Raw genomic sequence first — 17772 nt, 5'->3', positions numbered from 1 at the left:
CCCAGCTCGAGATACAAAAACAGAAGGAAAGAGGATTTAACTATGGCCACCAAGAAACCCAAGGGATTGGGTCGCGGACTGGACGCCTTGCTCGGAGCAGACGCGCCCGCCATCGAAAATATCGGCAAGGCCGTGGCCAAGCCCGAGGGTCCGCCGTCCACCTTGCCCGTATCGAAGATGCGCGCCGGCAAATACCAGCCGCGCACGCGCATGGACGAGGGCGCATTGGGCGAGCTGGCCGAATCGATCCGCACGCAAGGCATCATGCAACCCATTCTTGTGCGCGCATTGGGCGAGGCCGCTCCCGGCCACTACGAAATCATCGCGGGCGAGCGCCGTTTCCGCGCCGCCCAGATCGCCGGCCTGAAAGAAGTGCCGGTGCTAGTGCGTGAAGTGGCCGACGAGAACGCGGCCGTCATGGCGCTGATCGAAAACATCCAGCGGGAAGACCTGAACCCCCTGGAAGAGGCGCAGGGCGTGCGCCGGCTGCTGGACGAATTCGGCCTTACGCACGAGCAGGCCGCGCAAGCGATCGGCCGTTCGCGCTCCGCCACCAGCAACCTGCTGCGCCTTCTCAACCTGGCCGCGCCGGTGCAGACCATGCTGCTGGCCGGCGACGTAGACATGGGCCATGCGCGCGCGCTGCTGGCGGTGGACGCTGCCACGCAGATCCAGCTTGCCAACCTGATCATCGCGCGTCGCCTGTCGGTGCGCGAAGCCGAAAAGCTGGTCACCAAGACCGCCAAGGACGCCGATGCATCCGCCTCGCCCAAGAAAAAGGCCAACGGCGCGTCGCGCGACCTGACCCGTCTGGAAGAGGCCTTGTCCGATCATCTCGGCACGCGCGTCGCGCTCAAGGTGGGCGCCAAGGAAAAGGGCCAGATCGTCATCGACTTCCACGGTTGGGAACACCTGAATTCTCTGTTGGAACGCCAAGGCCTCTCCGGAGTGGTGGATGCCTGATCGCGCGCTGCCTGTCATCGCAGTATTGGCGACGGGCGGCACGATCGCGGGCGCCCAGGCCAACGCGACCTCCGCGGGCTACAAGGCGGGTTCGTTTTCAGTCGGCGACCTGCTGGCCGCCGTGCCGCAGCTGGCCGGCATTGCCGACATCCGCGCCGAGCAGATCGCCAACGTCGGCAGCCAGAACATGACGCACGACGTATGGCGCGCGCTGGCCATGCGCGTGGACGCCTTGTGCCAGGACGCGTCGGTGGCCGGTATCGTTATCACGCATGGCACCGACACACTGGAGGAAACGGCGTACTTCCTGAGCCTGGTCATCCGCCACGACAAGCCCATCGTGTTGGTGGGCGCCATGCGCCCCGCCACCGCGCTGGGCGCCGAGGGGCCGGCCAATCTGTATAACGCCGTGGCGCTGGCGCGCCATCCCGAGGCCCGCGGCCGCGGGCCGCTGGTTGTCATGAACGAAGACGTGCATTACGCCCGCGAAATCCAGAAGATCGCCAGCGCGGGCCTGTGCGCGTTTTCGTCGCCCAATCGCGGCCGTGCCGGCGTCATGCACGGCGCCGCGCCGTTCTTCTACTCCCGCAACACCACCACGCACACGGCAGAAAGCGAGTTTTCACTCGCATTGCTGGAAAGGGCGGGATGGCCCCGCGTGGACATTGTCTACGCCCACGCCAATCTGCAGGCCGACCTGATCGATTTCCTGGCCGGCGCCGCGGACGGCATCGTGCTGGCGGGTGTCGGGGACGGCAACGCAACCGACCTGGCCATTGACGGCCTGCTGCGGGCCGCCGCGAGCGGCGTCGCGGTCGTGCGTTCCAGCCGCACCGGCAGCGGATTCGTGGCGCGCGATGTCGAGCTGGACGATGCCGGGATGGGGTTTGTCGCCGCGCGCGACCTGAACCCGCAAAAGGCACGCATCCTGCTGATGCTCGGCCTGTCCGTTACGCGCGATCCGGCGGCCTTGCAGCGCCTGTTCGACCGCTATTGAACACCGTCGCGGCTAGGCCGTCACGTCGCCCTGCTGCGCGAGGCCGAGGTTGGCCCTGAGCATGTCATAGACCTGCCGCGTCAGCGGATTGATCAGGTCACGCCTTATCCACAGGAAGTACGTCACGTCGGGAAGGGGAGGCAATCCTTCCTTCTCGCCCAGCACGCGCATCTCCGGCCCCAGCAATTCCACGCTGCGCGCCGTCACGCCCAGGCGGGCGCGCAGCGCCGCCTTTATCCCCACCAGATTCGGCGCCACGTAGTTGGTGTGCCAGCGCACTTGCGCCTGTTCCAGCGCATTGAGGGCCAGGCGGCGGAAGATGCTGGGTTCGTCGGCCAGTACCAGCGGCACGGGCGCGTGCACGTCGTGGACATAGTCCGCGGACGCCAGCCACACCGTAGGGGATGTCCGCAGCGCAACGCCCTCGAAGTCTTGATCGAAGCGGGTGGAGATCGTGAGATCGATCTCGCCGGCCCGCAGCGCGTCCATCAGGAAGGGGCTGCGATCGGTGCGGATCTCCAGTTTCACGCGTGGCGCGGAGCGCGCGATGTGCATGAGCAGCGTGGGAAGTATGGTGTCCGCCACGTCCAGCGGCGCGCCCAGCCGCAGGTCGCCTTCCAGCGGCCCGTCCTGAAGGGCGCGCAGGGCCTCGTCGTTGATGGCCAGCATATGGCGGGCGTACGCGACGAGGCGCCGGCCGTGCGACGACAGCACCTTGTTGCGGCCCTGCTTTTCGAACAAGGGCTGGCCGATGGTGGATTCCAGCCGCTGCATCTGCTGTGTAACGGCCGACTGCGTCTTATAGAGCCGATTGGCCGCTTCCGAGAACGTCTCGTACTGGGCGATGGCGGTCAGGGTACGGAGCAGGTCCAGATCCAGGTTGCGCATTGAGGGCTCAAAAGTATTAGGAACGCTAATGGGATATTAAGGCAATTTAAATTGTTCGAGGTCGGGCGGGGGGATACATTAAATCCAATAACGACTGAACTCAGGGAAAACCAAAGTGAGCAATCCGCATCCTCATCAGGCTGGCATCGACGACGCCATCGGAAATATTAAGAAAACTGTAGGAAATAAGGGGCTGAACCGAGACAGCCTGAAGGTCGTGCTCGACGAGTTGGTCGGGCTGGCCGGCCACACCGACTGGTGGGCGGCGGACCGCTATCCCGCGCCGGAGGACGGCGAGCGCCAGGCGCGCTACCTGATCGCCGAAGATGCCGACAAGCGCTACGCGCTGTACCTGAACGTCATGCGCCCCGGCAAACAGATCGTTCCGCACAATCACACGACGTGGGCCTGTATCGCCGCCGTTGAGGGCGTGGAATACAACTACGTCTACGATCGCGTCGACGATGGTTCCAAGCCGGGCGTTGGCCGCCTGGAAAAGACCGGAACCGTCGTGGTGGGCCCGGGCGCGGGCATCGCCCTGATGCCTGACGATATCCACGCTGTGGAAATCCAGGGAGACAGCGTCATCCGCCATCTGCATATGTACGGACGCGCGCTGGAGACGCTGACCGAGCGCCTGGCGTTCGATCTGGAGTCCGGCACGTGCAAGGTCATGCCGATCGGCGTGCAAACCCGCCGCTGACCATGGACAAGCCCTTTCGGCCCGCGACGCGCCTGCTGCGCGCCGGGCGTCCCCACCGAGGCTGGGTCAATACCCCCGTCACGCGCGCCAGCACCTATGTCTTCGACAGCGTGCAGGCCTGGCGCGATACGCGCGCCCGCCGCGAAGAGGAACGCCTGCCTTCTTATGGCGCGCGCGGCACCGACAGCACGCACGCGCTCGAAGACGCGCTGGTCGAACTCGAGGCCGGCCATCGCGCCAAGCTGTATCCCACCGGCCAGGCCGCGATCGCCACCGTGCTGCTCGCCTACCTGCGGGCGGGCGACCACGTGCTTCTTACCGATGCCGTCTACGAGCCCGTGCGCCGTTTCTGCGCCGAGCACCTGTCGCGGCTGGGTATCGAATATACGTACTACCGGCCGGATGCCACGGGCATTGCCGCGCTCATCCGCCCCAACACGCGGATGATCTATGCGGAGTCGCCCGGGTCGCTGACCTACGAGATGCCGGACCTGCCCGGGCTCGCGGAACGGGCCCGCCGGCATGATTGCTGGCTGGCTGTGGATAACACCTGGGCGTCCGGCCTGCTCTACAAGCCGCTGACGCTCGGCGCAGATATCTCCATCCTGGCGGCCACCAAATACCTGGGCGGACACGCCGACGTGATGATGGGCGCCGTCGTGACCAATGCGCGCGCCTGGCGCGCGCTGGAACGCGCCACCATCGACCTGGGCCAGACAGTCGGCGCCGACGATGCGTTCCTGGTGCTGCGCGGCATGCGCTCGCTGCCTCTGCGCATGGCGCAGCATGCGCGCAGCGCGCTGCGCGTAGCGGATTGGCTCCTGGGCCGCCAGGAAGTGGCGCGCGTCCTGTGCCCGGCCTTGCCCGGCGATCCCTCGCATGCCATCTGGAAGCGCGACTGCAGCGGCGCCAATGGCCTGTTGACGGTGGAGTTCTCGGGCGAATTCGGCGAGGCGGATGTCGAACGCCTAATCGACAGCCTGCGGCTCTTCGGCATCGGCGCCTCGTGGGGCGGCTTTGAAAGCCTAGTGATCCCCGTGCGGCTGGACACCAGCCGGTCGTTGCCCGATACCGGGCGGCGCGGCGTCATGGCGCGCCTGCATATCGGCCTCGAGGATCCCGAAGACCTCATCGCCGATCTCGAACACGCGCTGTCCGCGCTTTCCCCTGTTTCCCGTCCCCTCTGAATCCGATGATGCATCCCACCCAAGACCATTCAGTCGCCGACATTGATTCGCACACGCTCAAGCAATGGCTGCATGATGGCGGCGAAATCGCGTTGCTGGACGTGCGCGAACACGGCCAATACGGCGAGTCCCACCTGTTCTACGCCGTGCCGGTTCCCTACAGCCGTCTGGAGGTGGATATCACGCGCCTGGCGCCGCGGCGCGACGTGCGGATGGCGATCTACGACGAGGGCGGCGCCGACGGCACGGCGGCGCGCGCGGGGCGTGCGTTGGCCGCGTTGGGCTACACCAATGTGCACCGCCTGGCGGGCGGCATCGCGCAATGGCGGCAAGACGGCTACGCCGCCTTCGCCGGCGTGAACGTGCCCAGCAAAACATTCGGCGAGCTGGCCGAAGAAGTCTTCCACACCCCGCGCATCGGCGCCCGCGAGCTGGCCGAGCGCCAGCGGCGCGGCGACGACCTGATCGTGCTGGACGGCAGGCCCTATGCCGAATACCAGAAGATGAGCATTCCGGGCGGCGTCTGCTGCCCCAACGGCGAGCTGGCGCTGCGCGCCCATACGCTGGCCAAGAGCCCGCAGACCACTATTGTCATCAACTGCGCGGGCCGCACGCGCAGCATCATCGGCGCGCAGACGCTGATTAATCTGGGCGTGCCCAATCCCGTGTATGCCCTGGAAAATGGCACGCAGGGCTGGTATCTGGAAGACCTGCAACTGGAGCACGGCGCGCTCCGCCGCTACGGCGACGACATCGCGCCGCAGGACGTGCCCGCGCTGGCGCAGCGTTCCGCGGCGCTGGCCGAGCGCCACAGCGTGCCCACGGTTTCCGCGCAAGCGGTTCAGGCCTGGCTGCGCGACACGGCACGCAGCACGTTCCTGTGCGATGTGCGCAGCGCGGAAGAGTACCTCCAGGGCTCCCTGCCCGGCGCGCAGCATACGCCCGGGGGCCAGCTGATCCAGGCCACGGACCAGTACGTGGCCGTGCGAGGTGCGCGCATCGTCGTCTTCGATTCCGAAGGCGTGCGCGCGCCGGTCATCGCCAGCTGGCTGCGGCAGATGGGCTGGGATGCTAGCGTGCTGAAGGAAGGCGTGCACGCCCGGCTGGAGACCGGCGCGAAAGAGACCCCGGCGCCGGAGATCCGCGTGCTGGGCCAAGCCGAACTGGCCGCCGCGATGGCGCAAGGCGCGCAGCTCGTCGATATCCGTCCCGGGATGCGTTATCGCGCCAAGCATATCGCCGGCGCGCGCTGGGCCATCCGCCCGCGCTTCGACCGCCTGCGCCTGGACGTTTCGCGTCCGGTGGTGCTGCTGGCCGAAGACGCCGCGCTGGCCGCCTGGGCGGCGCAAGACCTGCTGGCGCTGGGCGTGAACGACATCAGCGCCAATGCCGGCACGCCGGCCAGCTGGTCCGCACAGGGTATCGCGCTGGAATCCACCCCCGATGCGCCTGCCGACGCGGATTGCATCGACTACCTGTTTTTCGTGCATGACCGCCACGACGGCAACAAGGCCGCGGCGCGCCAGTACCTGGCCTGGGAAACCAATCTGGTCAGGCAGATCGACGATCGCGAACGCGCGGCTTACCGCTTTCCGGTCCGCTGAGAAGTAGCGCCGCGGGCCAATGCAGGCCTGCGGCGCGGCAAACGCATTCATCCAGACAGTACGCCCCGCGGCCGACGCCGCCGGGGTGCGGGCGGTTCATTGCGAACCGAAATGCAACGGACGGCCGAGTATCCGGCCGCCAACACAAGGGGAAATCCAGATGAAGCAGATCGCATACGTTTGCAGGACCGCGGCCTTTGCCGGCTTGTTGTGCGCGGGCGCAGCCCATGCCCAGGCGCCCGCGCCATTGGCCGACTATCCCAAGCAGGCCATCACCATCGTGTCGCCGTTCCCGCCGGGCGGCGGCAATGACGGCGTCGCGCGTCTCCTCGCGCAGGAACTGGGCGCCATCACGGGCCAGAGTGTGGTGGTGGAAAACCGCTCGGGCGCCGGCGGCAATGTCGGCACCGCGCAGGTGTCGCGGGCCAAGCCTGATGGCTACACCCTGGTGATGTCGCAAACCAGCGTGATGGCGGTCAATCCGCGCCTGTATAAGAACGTGGGCTTCGATCCCGTCAAGGACTTCGTGCCCATCTCGCAGATCACGTCCGCCCCGCTGGTGCTCGTGGCGCGCACCGAGAGCCCGTACAAGACCCTGAACGACTACCTGGATGCCGCGCGCAAGCAGCCCGGCGTCATCACCTACGCGACGCCAGGAAACGGCACCATGAGCCATCTAATGGGGGCGCTGGTGTCGCAGAAGGCCGGCGTGAAGCTCGTGCACGTGCCATACCGGGGCGCCGCGCCCGCCATCACCGATCTGATGGGCGGCACCGTGGACATGCTGATCACTTCGCCGGCGTCGGCCGAGCCCATGGTGGCGGCGGGCAAGCTGCGCATCCTGGCGCTCAGCCACGAGAACAGCATCGGCCTGTTCAAGGGGGCGCCCACGCTCAAGCAGGCGGGCATGGAGGGCATCACCGCCGACGACTGGTACGGCCTTTTCGCGCCTTCGGGCACCCCGCCCGAACGCATCGCCTATCTGGCGCAGGCGGTGGGGCAGGCGATGAAGTCGCCCAGCGTTGTCGCGAAGATCAACAGTGGCGGCAGCTGGGCGGTGGGCAGCCAGCCCGACGCGTTCAAGACGCGGCTGCAGGAAGACACGGTCTACTGGGCCGGCATGGTGAAGGCCGCGGGCGTGTCGCTGGATTGAGATTCCGCTTCACACCGCCAGGATGCGCCCGACCGCCGATTTCAAGGCGGCGTACGCCGGCGATTTCTGCGCGCTGGCGTTGGTGACCAGATGGTCTATGCGGTCGGCGCTACAGTAGGAAACGCGGCTGCACAGGCCGATCTTGCTGAAATCGGCCAACAGCACCAGTTGCTTGGCGCTGGCGGTCATGGCGCGCGCCACCTCGGCTTCACGCAGGTCGTAGTTGGTGGCGCCGCATTCGGCATCCACGCCCACCGGGGACAGCAGGGCCAGGTCGGCGCGGTAGCGGTGGATCTCGCCGATCGTGATATCGCCGGCGGTGGCGCATACCGGGCCGTCCACCGAGCCGCCCAGCATGATCAGCTGGTTCGCGCCGCTGCCCGCGGTGCCCACCTTCAGGGCCACGTCGAACGAATTGGTAATGATGGTCAGGCCCGACAGCTTGGCCAGTTCGTCGGCCAGCACGCTGGTGGTGCTGCCGGCGTCCAGGAACAGGGTCTGGCCGCTGGATACCAGGCCCGCGGCGGCGCGGGCGATGGCGCGCTTGTACTTGACGCGGGTATGCACGCGCTCTGCGATGGGCGGTTCGCTGTGGATGGGTACCGCGCCGCCATGCACACGGCGCAATTCCCCCAATGCTTCCAGTTCCAGCAGATCCCGCCTGACCGTTTCTCGGGATACCCCGAGTTCGCCGACGATACGGTCGGTCGATACCTGCTGCAATGACGACAGCAGGGCGCGGATTCTCTGATACCGCTCTTCTTGCCACATGTCCGATGTTTCCTAGTCTATGTCCGCTGCCGGGCGGCCCAGGCAATCAGCCCGCGCAATACCATCAGGGATCCTCCAACGACCAGCATGATAAGCGTTGAATAGGCCGCCGCCTGCGATACGAACCCGGCTTCGTCCAGGCGCAGGACAGAAACCGGCGCCACGCTGATGGAAGGGGTAACCAGGAAGATCACTGCCGACAGGGTGACCATCGACCGCATGAACAAAAAGAAAAAGACGCCCAGCACGGTCGGGCCGATCAGCGGCAGCACGGCGTCGCGCAGCACCCGCAGCGTGCCCCCGCCCAGACAGCTGATCGCTTCCTCCAACGCCTGCGGCACGGCGCGCATGCCCGTCATCATCGTCAGGAAGCCCTGCGTGTGGTAGTGGTAGAAGTTGCACAGGGCGATCAGCGCAGCGCTGCCATACAGCGCATACAGCGGCGTGCCCGGCGCGTTGAAGGCGAAGATGTACGACAGGCCCAGGACCAGGCCCGGCACCCCCACCGGCAGCACCGACAGCATATACACCGGCTTGGCCCAGGCGCGCGGGATACGGCACACGCCGAAGCTCAGGAAGAACAGCAGCAGCACCCCGCCGCCCGCGGCGGCCAGGGACAGGTACAGGGATGTCCAGAGCGGCGTGTAGCCGCCGCTGACCGTGATGTCGTAGTGCTTCAGCGTCCATTCCATGCGATAGGGCCAGAGCCGCATGAAGCTGGCGAAGACCACCGTGGCCACCGTGACGATGATTGTGCTGCTCGCCAGCAGCACGCCGGCGCAGAAGGCGGCGTCGCGCCCCCGGGCGGGCTGCGGCGCGACCTTCAGCCCGCTGGGCGAGGCCGAACCGAACTGGCGCTGCGAGGCCACGCGTTCGATCTGCACGGAGATCAGCGACGGCAGCAACAGCAGGATGCCCACCACGGAGCCCATGCCGAAATTCATCTGTCCGGAGACCTGGCTGTAGATCTCGGTGGCCAGCACCCGGTAGTTGCCGCCGATCACGGCCGCATTGCCGAAATCGGTGATGGTGATGACGAACACGACGAAGGCCGCGCTGAGCAGGCCGAACTTGCAGTTGGGCAGGGTGATGTCGAAGAACTGGCGGGCGCCGGATGCGCCCATGACTTCCGCCGCGTCGTAATAGCGCGCGTCCATGTTGCGCAAGGCCGCCTGCAGGATCAGGACGGCCTGGGGCAGGGCATAGAACACGTTGGAGATCAGCAGGCCCCAGAAGCCATAGATATCGATTTCCCAGCCAGTCCAGCGATGCACCAGGCCGTTGCGCCCCAGCAGGAATATCAGCCCCAGGCCCTGCACCAGCGACGGGGCCAGCAAGGGCAGCACCAGCGCCACCCGCACGGCGGCCTTGCCGCGCATGCAACTGCGGTCCAGGCCATAGGCAATGGCGAAGCCCAGCACGATGCTGACGGCCGTGGTGGCGAAGCTCATGACCAGGCTGTTCAGCGTGGCCGTCAGGATTCCCCGGGTGGCGAAGACCTCAGCATAGTTGCCCAGGCCGATCGAGCCGTCCTTTTCGACCAGGCTATGCCAGGCGACGGTCGCCAGCGGATAGAGGAAGAACAGCGCCAAGCCCGCCATCGGGATGCCGACGCAGGTCCACAGCAGCAGGCGGTCCGCGGACCAGGGGGCGCGGCCTGCCGGCGCGGCGACGGCCGTGCTCGCGTGGGCCGCGCTCACGCGGGGGCTCCGGCACGAATGGATGCGTCCCTCATACGCTCACCCAGGCGCATTGGCCGGGCTCCGCATCCAGGCGTACGGGGGCGCCGCGCGACAGGCCGGCCGCGCCGTGCTGTTCCACGACCAGCTCGCGCCCGCGCCAGGCGACGCGCAAGCGGGTGAGGTTGCCCATGAAGGTCATGTCCTGCACCCGGCCCGCGCCACGCTCGTCCGCCGCCACGCGCAGGTTTTCGGGCCGCAGGCAGGCTTCATAGCGCTCGCTGGCGCCTTCGGGCCGCGTCGCCAGCAGTTCGGGCATCGCGTCACGTACCCAATCGGTGGGCAACAGATTGCTCAGCCCGACGAAATTCGCCACGAAGCGCGTGCGGGGCCGCAGGTACAGGTCGGCCGGCGACCCTACCTGCTCGATGCGCCCATCATTCATGCAGACGATCTTGTCCGCCAGCGTCAGCGCTTCTTCCTGGTCATGCGTCACCATAATCGTGGGGATCTTCAGGCGGCGCTGCACCTCGTGGATCTCGGCGCGCATGTCGGTGCGCACGCGTGCGTCCAGCGCGGACAAGGGTTCGTCCAGCAGGATCAGGGCCGGGTCCACGGCCAGCGCGCGGGCCAGGGCCACGCGCTGCTGCTGGCCGCCCGACAGCTGATGCGGATAGCGTCCGGCATGATCGGGCAGTTTGATCAGCGCCAGCAACTCCTGCACCCGCGACGCGATGCGGTCGCGGCTTTCGCCGCGGATGCGCAGGCCGTAGCCCACGTTCTCGGCCACGGTCATGTTGGGAAACAGCGAGTACGACTGGAACACGATGCCGAAGCCGCGCTTGCGCGCCGGCAGCGCGCTGAGGTCCCGCCCGCCCAGGGTGATGGCGCCCCGGTCGAACGGTAGCAGCCCCGCCACGATGCGCAGCAACGTGGTCTTGCCGCAGCCGCTGGGGCCAAGCAGGCAGACGAACTCGTGCTCGCCCACGGACAGGTCGATGTCTTCCAGCGCGGCCGAGCCGTCGAAAGTCTTGCGTATCCCGCGCAATTCCAGGTACATGGCGTCTCCAGGACGGGCGGCGGCCGGCGCTGCCGTCAACGCTTGATGGTTTGCTGCCAGGTCTTGATCGTGGCGTCGCGTTCCGCCGCCGACTTCTGGAAGTCCACGGGGTACAGCACCGTGCCCAGGTCCTTGGGCAGGCCCGCGGCTTGCGCCGCCTTGTTGGGAGCGGCGCCGGGGATGGTGACGAGCTCCTTGTACTTGCTGTACAGGCCGCCCGCCTGTGCCGACAGGGTCCAGTCCAGGAAGCGCTTGGCGTCCGCCGGATTCTTCGCCGTTTTCATCAGCCCGGACGCCTCGAGCTCGTAGCCCACCCATTTGGATGGAATCACCATCTTGATGGGGTAGCCTTCCTCGATGGACTGCATGGCGGGGAAGGCGAAGGACACGCCGATCGCGTATTCGCCGGCGCGCGCCATTTTGCAGGGGCGCGAGCCGGAGGGCGTGTACTGCGCCACGTTCTTGTCGAGGTCTTTCAGCAGCGCCCAGCCCTTCTCCTGGCCCAGGCCCTGCAGCAGCGCGACGATCTGGAGATACCCGGTGCCGGACGCGGCGGGGCTGGGAATGACGATTTCGCCCTTGTAGACGGGTTTGGTCAGGTCTTCCCAGGACGTGGGCATCGGCAGGTTCTTGGATTTCAGCCTGTCGGTATTGACGCAGAAGGCGGCGACGTAGCCGGTGGCCGCGAACCACTTGTTGTCCGCGCCCTTGTAACGGGCGGGCAGCGCGTCGATGCCTTTGGCCGCATACGGCTCAAGGAGGTTTTGCAGGCGCGGGTCCAGCATGTTGCTGACGGCAAATCCCCAGATGACGTCCTGCTGCGGGTTCGAGGCCTCGGCGATCAGGCGTGCGCCCAGATCGCCTGTGGACAGGCGCAGCACATTCACTTTCAGATCGGGCATGGCTGCGTTGGCCGCCTTCAGGTAGGCCGCGATCTCGTCTTCCTCGAGCGCGGTGTAAACGGTGATCGAGCCGGCATGCGCCTGCGCATAACCTAGGGAAATTACTGCAACCACAAGACTGAGCTTCTTCATACATTGCATGATGGGACTCCGGTTGGAATACACGGCAACGGTGGCGAGCTACGTATGCGGACTGCGGCCAGCAAAACAGGGAGGCGGGTTGCAGTTTTAGGTATGTTTGCAAATTTGTGGCAACGTGTCTAGACTGGAAAAACCTGTATGAGGGGTTTTTTTGGCGTAGGGCCGCCCCAATCCGAAATTGCCCCCCAGGGGCTGCAAGCCCGCGCCACGCCCGGAGGCATCGTCGATGCAAACCTCATTGCCGTTATCCGCGACGCAGCTGGCCGCCTATTCTTCGTTCGCCCACACCTTGGCGGACCGGGTCCGGCCTTTGTCGCGCAAGTGGTTCCGGCATCCGCTGGCGGTCGACACCAAGGCGGACGACAGCCCGGTCACCCAGGCCGACAGGGAGGTCGAGGCTGCCTTGCGCGAGGCCATCGCCCGGGACTACCCCGATCACGGCATCTTCGGCGAAGAATTCGGCGTCTCGCACGCCGAGGCCGAGCTGATGTGGTCGCTGGACCCGATAGACGGCACGCGCGCCTTCATTTCCGGCAACCCGCTGTGGGGCACCCTGCTGGCGCTGCTGCACAAGGGCAAGCCCGTGTTGGGGCTGATCGACATTCCCATGCTGGATGAACGTTGGGTGGGGGCGGCCGGCGTGCCGGCAAGCCTGAATGGCGAGGCCTGCCGCGTCAGCGGGTGCTCTGAATTGCGCCAGGCCATCCTTTACGCCACTTCGCCCGACATCTTCGCCGGCGCCGAACTGGCTGCCTTCGACGCACTGGCGCAGGCCGCGCGCATGCGCCGCTTCGGCGGCGACTGCTACAGCTACGGGCTCCTGGCCAGCGGCCATGTCGACCTGGTGGTCGAGGCTGGCCTGCAACCGTATGACTACCTGGCGCTGATGCCCGTGATCGAAGGGGCCGGCGGCGTCATTACCGATTGGTCGGGGCAGCCCCTCGGCCTCGAATCGCAGGGCCGCGTCGTCGCGGCCGCCACGCCGCAACTGCATCGCCAGGCGATGCGGGTGCTGGGGGCGGCCGTGACCTGAACGCCGCGCCGCCCGCCCGCAGGTCAACGCAACGCTTCAGCCACAGCAAGGTGAACGAGCATGCATGCACTAGGGGTAGCAACGGTGGAGGACGCAGAGCGGCTGGTGCAAGCCAGCTCGCTCTCGCATATCAAGGTCGGTTTGTCCGACATCGACGGCGTCATGGTGGGCAAGTACCTGCGCCGCGACAAGTTTCTGGGCGCGCTGCGTTCGGGGCTGGCATTTTGCGACGTCGTATTCGGCTGGGACCTGGATGATCAGCTCTACGACAACACCCAGTACACGGGCTGGCATACGGCCTATCCCGACGCCAAACTCAGGATTCTTCCGCAGACCGGCCGCAGGCTGCCTCTGGAGCAGGGCCCGGGGGGCGAAGACATGTTGCTGTTTCTGGCCGAATTCGAGGGAGACGCGGGCGCCATCTGCCCGCGGCGCTTGTTGCACAGGGTCCTCGATCGCGCGGCGGCCATGGGCTATGAGGCCTACGCCGCCCTCGAGTACGAATTCTTCATGTTCCGCGAAACGCCGCACTCCGTGCGCGCGAAAAACTACCGCAACCTCGAGAACTGGACCCCGGGCAATTTCGGCTATTCCGTGTTGCGCAGCACGGTCGAAGGCGATTTCTACCGCAAGCTCCTGGACATGTGCGAACGCATGGACATGCCCATCGAGGGCCTGCATACCGAGACCGGGCCGGGCGTGCTGGAGGCCGCCATCGCAGTCGACCTGGCCGCGGCCGCCGGCGACAAGGCGTTCCTCTTCAAGACCTTCACCAAGGCCCTGGCGCAGCAGAACGGCCTGATGGCGACCTTCATGGCGAAATGGTCGCACGATCATCCGGGCCAAAGCGGCCACATCCATCTGTCCCTGCGTGACAGGAAAACCGGGCGCTCCGCCTTTCACGACGAGTCGCGGCCGCACGGCATGAGCGCGACGCAGGCGTCCTTCATGGCGGGGGTGCAGCGCTACCTGCCCGAGTTCATGTCCCTGTATGCCCAGACGGTCAACAGCTATTCGCGCCTCGTGCCCGGGTACTGGGCGCCGCTGGATGCCACCTGGGGCATGGAGAACCGTACCACCGCGCTGCGGCTCATTCCGGGGAGCGACAAATCGCAGCGCGTCGAAGTGCGCATCGGGTCGGCCGACGCCAATCCCTACCTGGCCCTGTCGGCCGCGCTGGCTTCCGGCCTGCACGGTATCGAACAGGGCCTGGCGCCCGAGCCGATGGTGCAGGGCAATGCCTATACACAGCAGTTTCCCGCGCATCTGCGGCTGCCGAGCACGTTGTGGGAGGCCGCCCAGCGGCTGCGCGAATCCGAGGCCGCGCGCCATCTGTTCGGCGACGCCTTCGTCGAGCATTACGTGGCGACGCGCGAATGGGAAGAAAGGCAGTTCCGGCGCCACGTAACCGACTGGGAACTGGCGCGCTATTTCGAAATCATCTGATCCCCATCCATTCGCTTGCACAGGGCAGCCATGACCCAGGAACTCATCACCATCAGCCCCATCGACGGGCGCGAAGTCGTCCGCCGCCCCTACGCCAGCGAAGCCCAGATTGCGCGGGCGCTTGCCGACGCCCAGGCCGCGCAGCTGGGCTGGCAGGCGCTGGGCGTGGAAGCGCGGGGGCGCATCGTGTCGGAAGCCGTGGACCGTTTCGTCGCGTCCAAGGATGAGATCGCGCGCGCCATTACGATCCAGATGGGGCGGCCCTTGCGCTACACCCCTGGCGAAGTGGCGGGCTTCGAAGCCCGCGCGCGCCACATGATCGCGATCGCGGGCGACGCGCTGGCGCCCATCCAGGTTCCGGCGCAGACGGGTTTCACGCGCTTCATCAGCCGCGAGCCCATCGGCGTCGCGCTTACGATCGCGCCATGGAACTATCCCTTGCTGACTGCGGTGAACAGCATCGTTGCGGCGTTGATGGCGGGAAACGCCGTCATCCTCAAGCATTCGGACCAGACACCGTTGTGCGCGGAATTCATCGAACGCGCGTTTCGCGAGGCAGGTGCCCCCAAGGGCGTGTTCCAGTACCTGCATGCGAACCACGATATTGCGCAGCGGCTGATCCGCGCGCCGGAAATCGGTTATGTGTCGTTCACCGGATCGGTGCGAGGCGGGCGCGCCGTGGAGGAGGGCGCGGCCGGACGGTTCATCGGCGTCGGCCTGGAGCTTGGCGGCAATGATCCGGCATACGTGCGGGCGGATGCCAAGATCGACCATGCGGTCGAAACGCTGGTGGACGGTGCCTACTTCAACTCGGGTCAGTCCTGCTGCGGCATTCAGCGTATCTATGTGGCACGGTCCCGGTACGACGACTTCGTGGAACGGGCCGCCGCGTTGACGCGTCGTTATGTGCTGGGCGATCCACTGCATGCCGACACGACGCTCGGACCCGTCGTGCGTGCGCGGGCCGCCGCCGAGATCCGGGATATCGTCGATGAGGCCGTTTCCGCCGGCGCTAGGAACCTGATGGATTCCTCGCATTTCGATAAGGCGAGTAAAAACTCGCCTTATGTGGCGCCAGCCTTGCTGACGCAAGTCGATCACCGTATGCGCGTCATGAGCGACGAATGTTTCGGGCCGGTCGTCGGCATCATGGCGGTCGACAGCGACGAGGAAGCCATTGCCCTGATGAACGACAGCCCCTATGGCCTGACGGCGGCGGCCTTCACGCAGGACGAGGAGGCCGCCCTGCGCATCGGCCGCCAGGTCCGCACGGGCACGTTTTTCATGAACCGTTGCGATTACCTCGATCCTGCTCTGGCCTGGACCGGCGTCAAGAATTCGGGGCGAGGCGTATCGCTGTCGGCGGTCGGATACGAACAGTTGACGCAAGCCAAATCCTTTCATCTGCGCAGCGTCTGACACGCGGCCCACAGGAACAGAACCATGACCGTGCCCAGCGTAAATTGGAACTACCCGACCGCCATCAAGGCCGGCCCCGGCCGCATCAAGGAATTGCCAGACTGGTGCCGTGAACTCGGCATGGCGCGGCCCCTCCTCGTGACGGATCCCGGGCTTGCGGCCCTGCCGATGGTGAGCGGCGCGGTGGCCGCATGCGGGCAGGCGGGCCTCGATTGCGGCCTGTTCCACGAGATCAAGGGCAATCCCACGGGCCGCAACGTCGAGGACGGGGTAAAGGCCTACAGGCAAGGGCGCCATGACGGCGTGATCGCAATGGGGGGCGGGTCGGCGCTGGATGCGGCGAAGGCCATCGCGCTGATGGCGGGGCAGACGCGGCCCTTGTGGGATTTCGAGGACGTCGGCGACAACTACCTGAGGGTCGACCTGGCCGGCATGGCGCCGGTGGTGGCGGTGCCGACCACCGCCGGCACGGGATCCGAAGTGGGGCGCGCTTCCGTCATCACCGACGAGTCCGCGGAGGTCAAACGCATCATTTTCCACGCGCGCATGCTGCCGGCCATCGTGATCCTGGACCCGGAGCTCACGGTCGGCCTGCCGCCGAAGATAACGGCCGCGACCGGCATGGATGCGCTTTCGCACAATCTCGAGGCGTACTGTTCGCCGTTCTTCCACCCGATGGCGGCCGGTATCGCGATCGAGGGTATGCGTCTGATCAAGGAGTACCTGCCCCAGGCGGTGGCAAACGGGAGCGACCTGCAGGCGCGCCAGCAGATGCTGGTGGCTTCCAGCATGGGGGCCACGGCGTTCCAGCGCGGGCTGGGCGCCATGCATGCGCTGGCGCACCCGCTGGGTGCACTGTACGACGCGCACCACGGCACGCTGAACGCCATCCTCATGCCCTACGTGTTGAAGGCCAACCAACAGGCGGTGGCGCCGCGGCTGGAGGCGCTGGCGCGCTATCTGGATCTGCCGCGGCCGGGTCCCGGCGCCGTGCTGGACTGGGTGTTGTCCCTGCGCGAGGCCGTCGGCATCCCTCATACGCTGGCGGAAATCGGCATCGACGAGGCCCAGGCGGAGCGGGTGGGGCGCATGGCGGCGGAGGATCCGTCGGCCGGCACCAACCCGGTCGATTACACGGCTGGGCAGTACGCCGAGCTTTTTCGTGCAGCGATTCGCGGAAACCTGTAAGCTTCGCCCCCTCTGCGCGCAAACGCGGGGGTGGCTGAACAAGAATTCTGAATATTTCGTCCGAATCGTTTGACAGCGGATTTGAAAGTGTTCATAATCTCGAATTCTCCTCTGGAGGAGTGCCCGAGTGGTTAAAGGGGGCAGACTGTAAATCTGTTGGCCTTGCGCCTACGTTGGTTCGAATCCAACCTCCTCCACCAGAGACCCATTCCTCGAATCCAGGCGCAGTTGGCCTGGATTTACAATGTAGGGTTCGGAACGCCAGATGGCCTTTGCAAAGAAGGTCTCAAGGTTTTCCGGGCTTGAAGTTGAAGGGTTTGGGAAAGAGAAGGTGAAAGGGTATGCCGCGGGTGTAGCTCAATGGTAGAGCAGAAGCCTTCCAAGCTTACGACGAGGGTTCGATTCCCTTCACCCGCTCCAAGCTTTATATGCCCATGTGGCTCAGTGGTAGAGCACTCCCTTGGTAAGGGAGAGGTCGCGCGTTCGATCCGCGCCATGGGCACCACTAATTTCCAAAGTTCTTTTCTTCAGTCAGAAGCGCAATCCAGGTCAGGAGTCAGCCATGGCAAAAGGCAAGTTTGAACGTACCAAGCCGCACGTGAACGTGGGTACGATTGGTCACGTTGACCACGGCAAAA

15 protein-coding genes, 3 tRNA genes and 1 pseudogene are annotated in these 17772 nt (G+C 66.1%); 14 read left to right on the top strand and 5 right to left on the bottom strand.

Going from position 1 to position 17772, the window contains the following annotated elements; genetic code table 11:
- Positions 1–42: 42 nt before the first annotated feature.
- Together AGI3411_RS12625 and AGI3411_RS12620 are read left to right on the top strand one after the other, a co-directional pair.
- Complete coding sequence (locus AGI3411_RS12625) at positions 43–963, top strand: ParB/RepB/Spo0J family partition protein (RefSeq protein WP_129527719.1); 921 nt, start codon at positions 43–45, stop codon at positions 961–963.
- Positions 956–1960 carry an asparaginase gene (locus AGI3411_RS12620; RefSeq protein WP_129527718.1) on the top strand — a complete coding sequence of 335 codons (1005 nt, stop codon included), beginning with the start codon at positions 956–958 and terminating at the stop codon, positions 1958–1960. Before AGI3411_RS12625 ends, AGI3411_RS12620 begins: the two co-directional genes overlap by 8 nt.
- 12 nt (positions 1961–1972) lie before the next feature.
- Here the strand turns inward: AGI3411_RS12620 and AGI3411_RS12615 are convergent, their stop codons facing one another.
- Complete coding sequence (locus tag AGI3411_RS12615; RefSeq protein ID WP_129527717.1) at positions 1973–2848, bottom strand: LysR substrate-binding domain-containing protein; 876 nt, start codon at positions 2846–2848, stop codon at positions 1973–1975.
- A 115-nt stretch (positions 2849–2963) separates the two neighbouring features.
- On the opposite strand from AGI3411_RS12615, the gene AGI3411_RS12610 reads away from it, so the two are divergent.
- The 4 genes from AGI3411_RS12610 to AGI3411_RS12595 all read left to right on the top strand — a co-directional run bounded on the left by AGI3411_RS12610 (position 2964) and on the right by AGI3411_RS12595 (position 7495).
- Complete coding sequence (locus AGI3411_RS12610; RefSeq protein ID WP_129527716.1) at positions 2964–3551, top strand: cysteine dioxygenase family protein; 588 nt, start codon at positions 2964–2966, stop codon at positions 3549–3551.
- A 2-nt stretch (positions 3552–3553) separates the two neighbouring features.
- On the top strand, positions 3554–4738 hold the full coding sequence (gene metC, locus AGI3411_RS12605) for a cystathionine beta-lyase (protein ID WP_129527715.1): 1185 nt from the start codon (positions 3554–3556) through the stop codon (positions 4736–4738).
- Between the two features lie 5 nt (positions 4739–4743).
- A complete protein-coding gene (locus tag AGI3411_RS12600; protein WP_129527714.1) occupies positions 4744–6342 on the top strand; it encodes a rhodanese-like domain-containing protein in 1599 nt (532 codons plus the stop codon).
- A 160-nt stretch (positions 6343–6502) separates the two neighbouring features.
- On the top strand, positions 6503–7495 hold the full coding sequence (locus AGI3411_RS12595) for a Bug family tripartite tricarboxylate transporter substrate binding protein (RefSeq protein ID WP_129527713.1): 993 nt from the start codon (positions 6503–6505) through the stop codon (positions 7493–7495).
- A 9-nt stretch (positions 7496–7504) separates the two neighbouring features.
- Here the strand turns inward: AGI3411_RS12595 and AGI3411_RS12590 are convergent, their stop codons facing one another.
- Genes AGI3411_RS12590 through AGI3411_RS12575 form a run of 4 tightly spaced genes read right to left on the bottom strand, consistent with a single transcriptional unit; the run spans position 7505 to position 12048 of the window.
- The gene (locus tag AGI3411_RS12590; RefSeq protein ID WP_129527712.1) at positions 7505–8266 is read right to left on the bottom strand and encodes a DeoR/GlpR family DNA-binding transcription regulator; all 762 of its coding nucleotides are present in this window, start codon (positions 8264–8266) and stop codon (positions 7505–7507) included.
- A gap of 17 nt (positions 8267–8283) precedes the next feature.
- Positions 8284–9966 carry an ABC transporter permease subunit gene (locus AGI3411_RS12585; protein ID WP_129527711.1) on the bottom strand — a complete coding sequence of 561 codons (1683 nt, stop codon included), beginning with the start codon at positions 9964–9966 and terminating at the stop codon, positions 8284–8286.
- Between the two features lie 31 nt (positions 9967–9997).
- A complete protein-coding gene (locus tag AGI3411_RS12580) occupies positions 9998–11005 on the bottom strand; it encodes an ABC transporter ATP-binding protein (protein WP_129527710.1) in 1008 nt (335 codons plus the stop codon).
- A gap of 35 nt (positions 11006–11040) precedes the next feature.
- Positions 11041–12048 carry an ABC transporter substrate-binding protein gene (locus tag AGI3411_RS12575; RefSeq protein WP_129527709.1) on the bottom strand — a complete coding sequence of 336 codons (1008 nt, stop codon included), beginning with the start codon at positions 12046–12048 and terminating at the stop codon, positions 11041–11043.
- A gap of 226 nt (positions 12049–12274) precedes the next feature.
- Here AGI3411_RS12575 and hisN point away from each other — a divergent pair, with 226 nt between their 5' ends.
- The 8 genes and pseudogenes from hisN to AGI3411_RS12535 all read left to right on the top strand — a co-directional run.
- A complete protein-coding gene (gene hisN / locus AGI3411_RS12570; RefSeq protein WP_129527708.1) occupies positions 12275–13081 on the top strand; it encodes a histidinol-phosphatase in 807 nt (268 codons plus the stop codon).
- Positions 13082–13141: 60 nt separating this feature from the next.
- Complete coding sequence (locus tag AGI3411_RS12565; protein ID WP_129527707.1) at positions 13142–14527, top strand: glutamine synthetase family protein; 1386 nt, start codon at positions 13142–13144, stop codon at positions 14525–14527.
- A 30-nt stretch (positions 14528–14557) separates the two neighbouring features.
- Positions 14558–15946 (top strand): aldehyde dehydrogenase family protein, encoded by a 1389-nt coding sequence (locus AGI3411_RS12560; RefSeq protein WP_129527706.1) that lies wholly within the window; start codon positions 14558–14560, stop codon positions 15944–15946.
- A 24-nt stretch (positions 15947–15970) separates the two neighbouring features.
- Positions 15971–17134 carry an iron-containing alcohol dehydrogenase gene (locus AGI3411_RS12555; RefSeq protein ID WP_129527705.1) on the top strand — a complete coding sequence of 388 codons (1164 nt, stop codon included), beginning with the start codon at positions 15971–15973 and terminating at the stop codon, positions 17132–17134.
- A gap of 113 nt (positions 17135–17247) precedes the next feature.
- A tRNA-Tyr gene (locus AGI3411_RS12550) sits at positions 17248–17334 on the top strand.
- 146 nt (positions 17335–17480) lie between these two features.
- Positions 17481–17554 (top strand) — tRNA-Gly (locus AGI3411_RS12545).
- Positions 17555–17564: 10 nt separating this feature from the next.
- Positions 17565–17639 (top strand) — tRNA-Thr (locus tag AGI3411_RS12540).
- Between the two features lie 57 nt (positions 17640–17696).
- Positions 17697–17772: pseudogene (locus AGI3411_RS12535) on the top strand (GTP-binding protein); the annotation flags it as partial.

Source organism: Achromobacter agilis, assembly GCF_900496965.1.
Classification (GTDB): domain Bacteria; phylum Pseudomonadota; class Gammaproteobacteria; order Burkholderiales; family Burkholderiaceae_B; genus Achromobacter; species Achromobacter agilis.
Note: the sequence above shows the minus strand (reverse complement) of the source record. Positions and strands in the feature narration are given on the sequence as shown.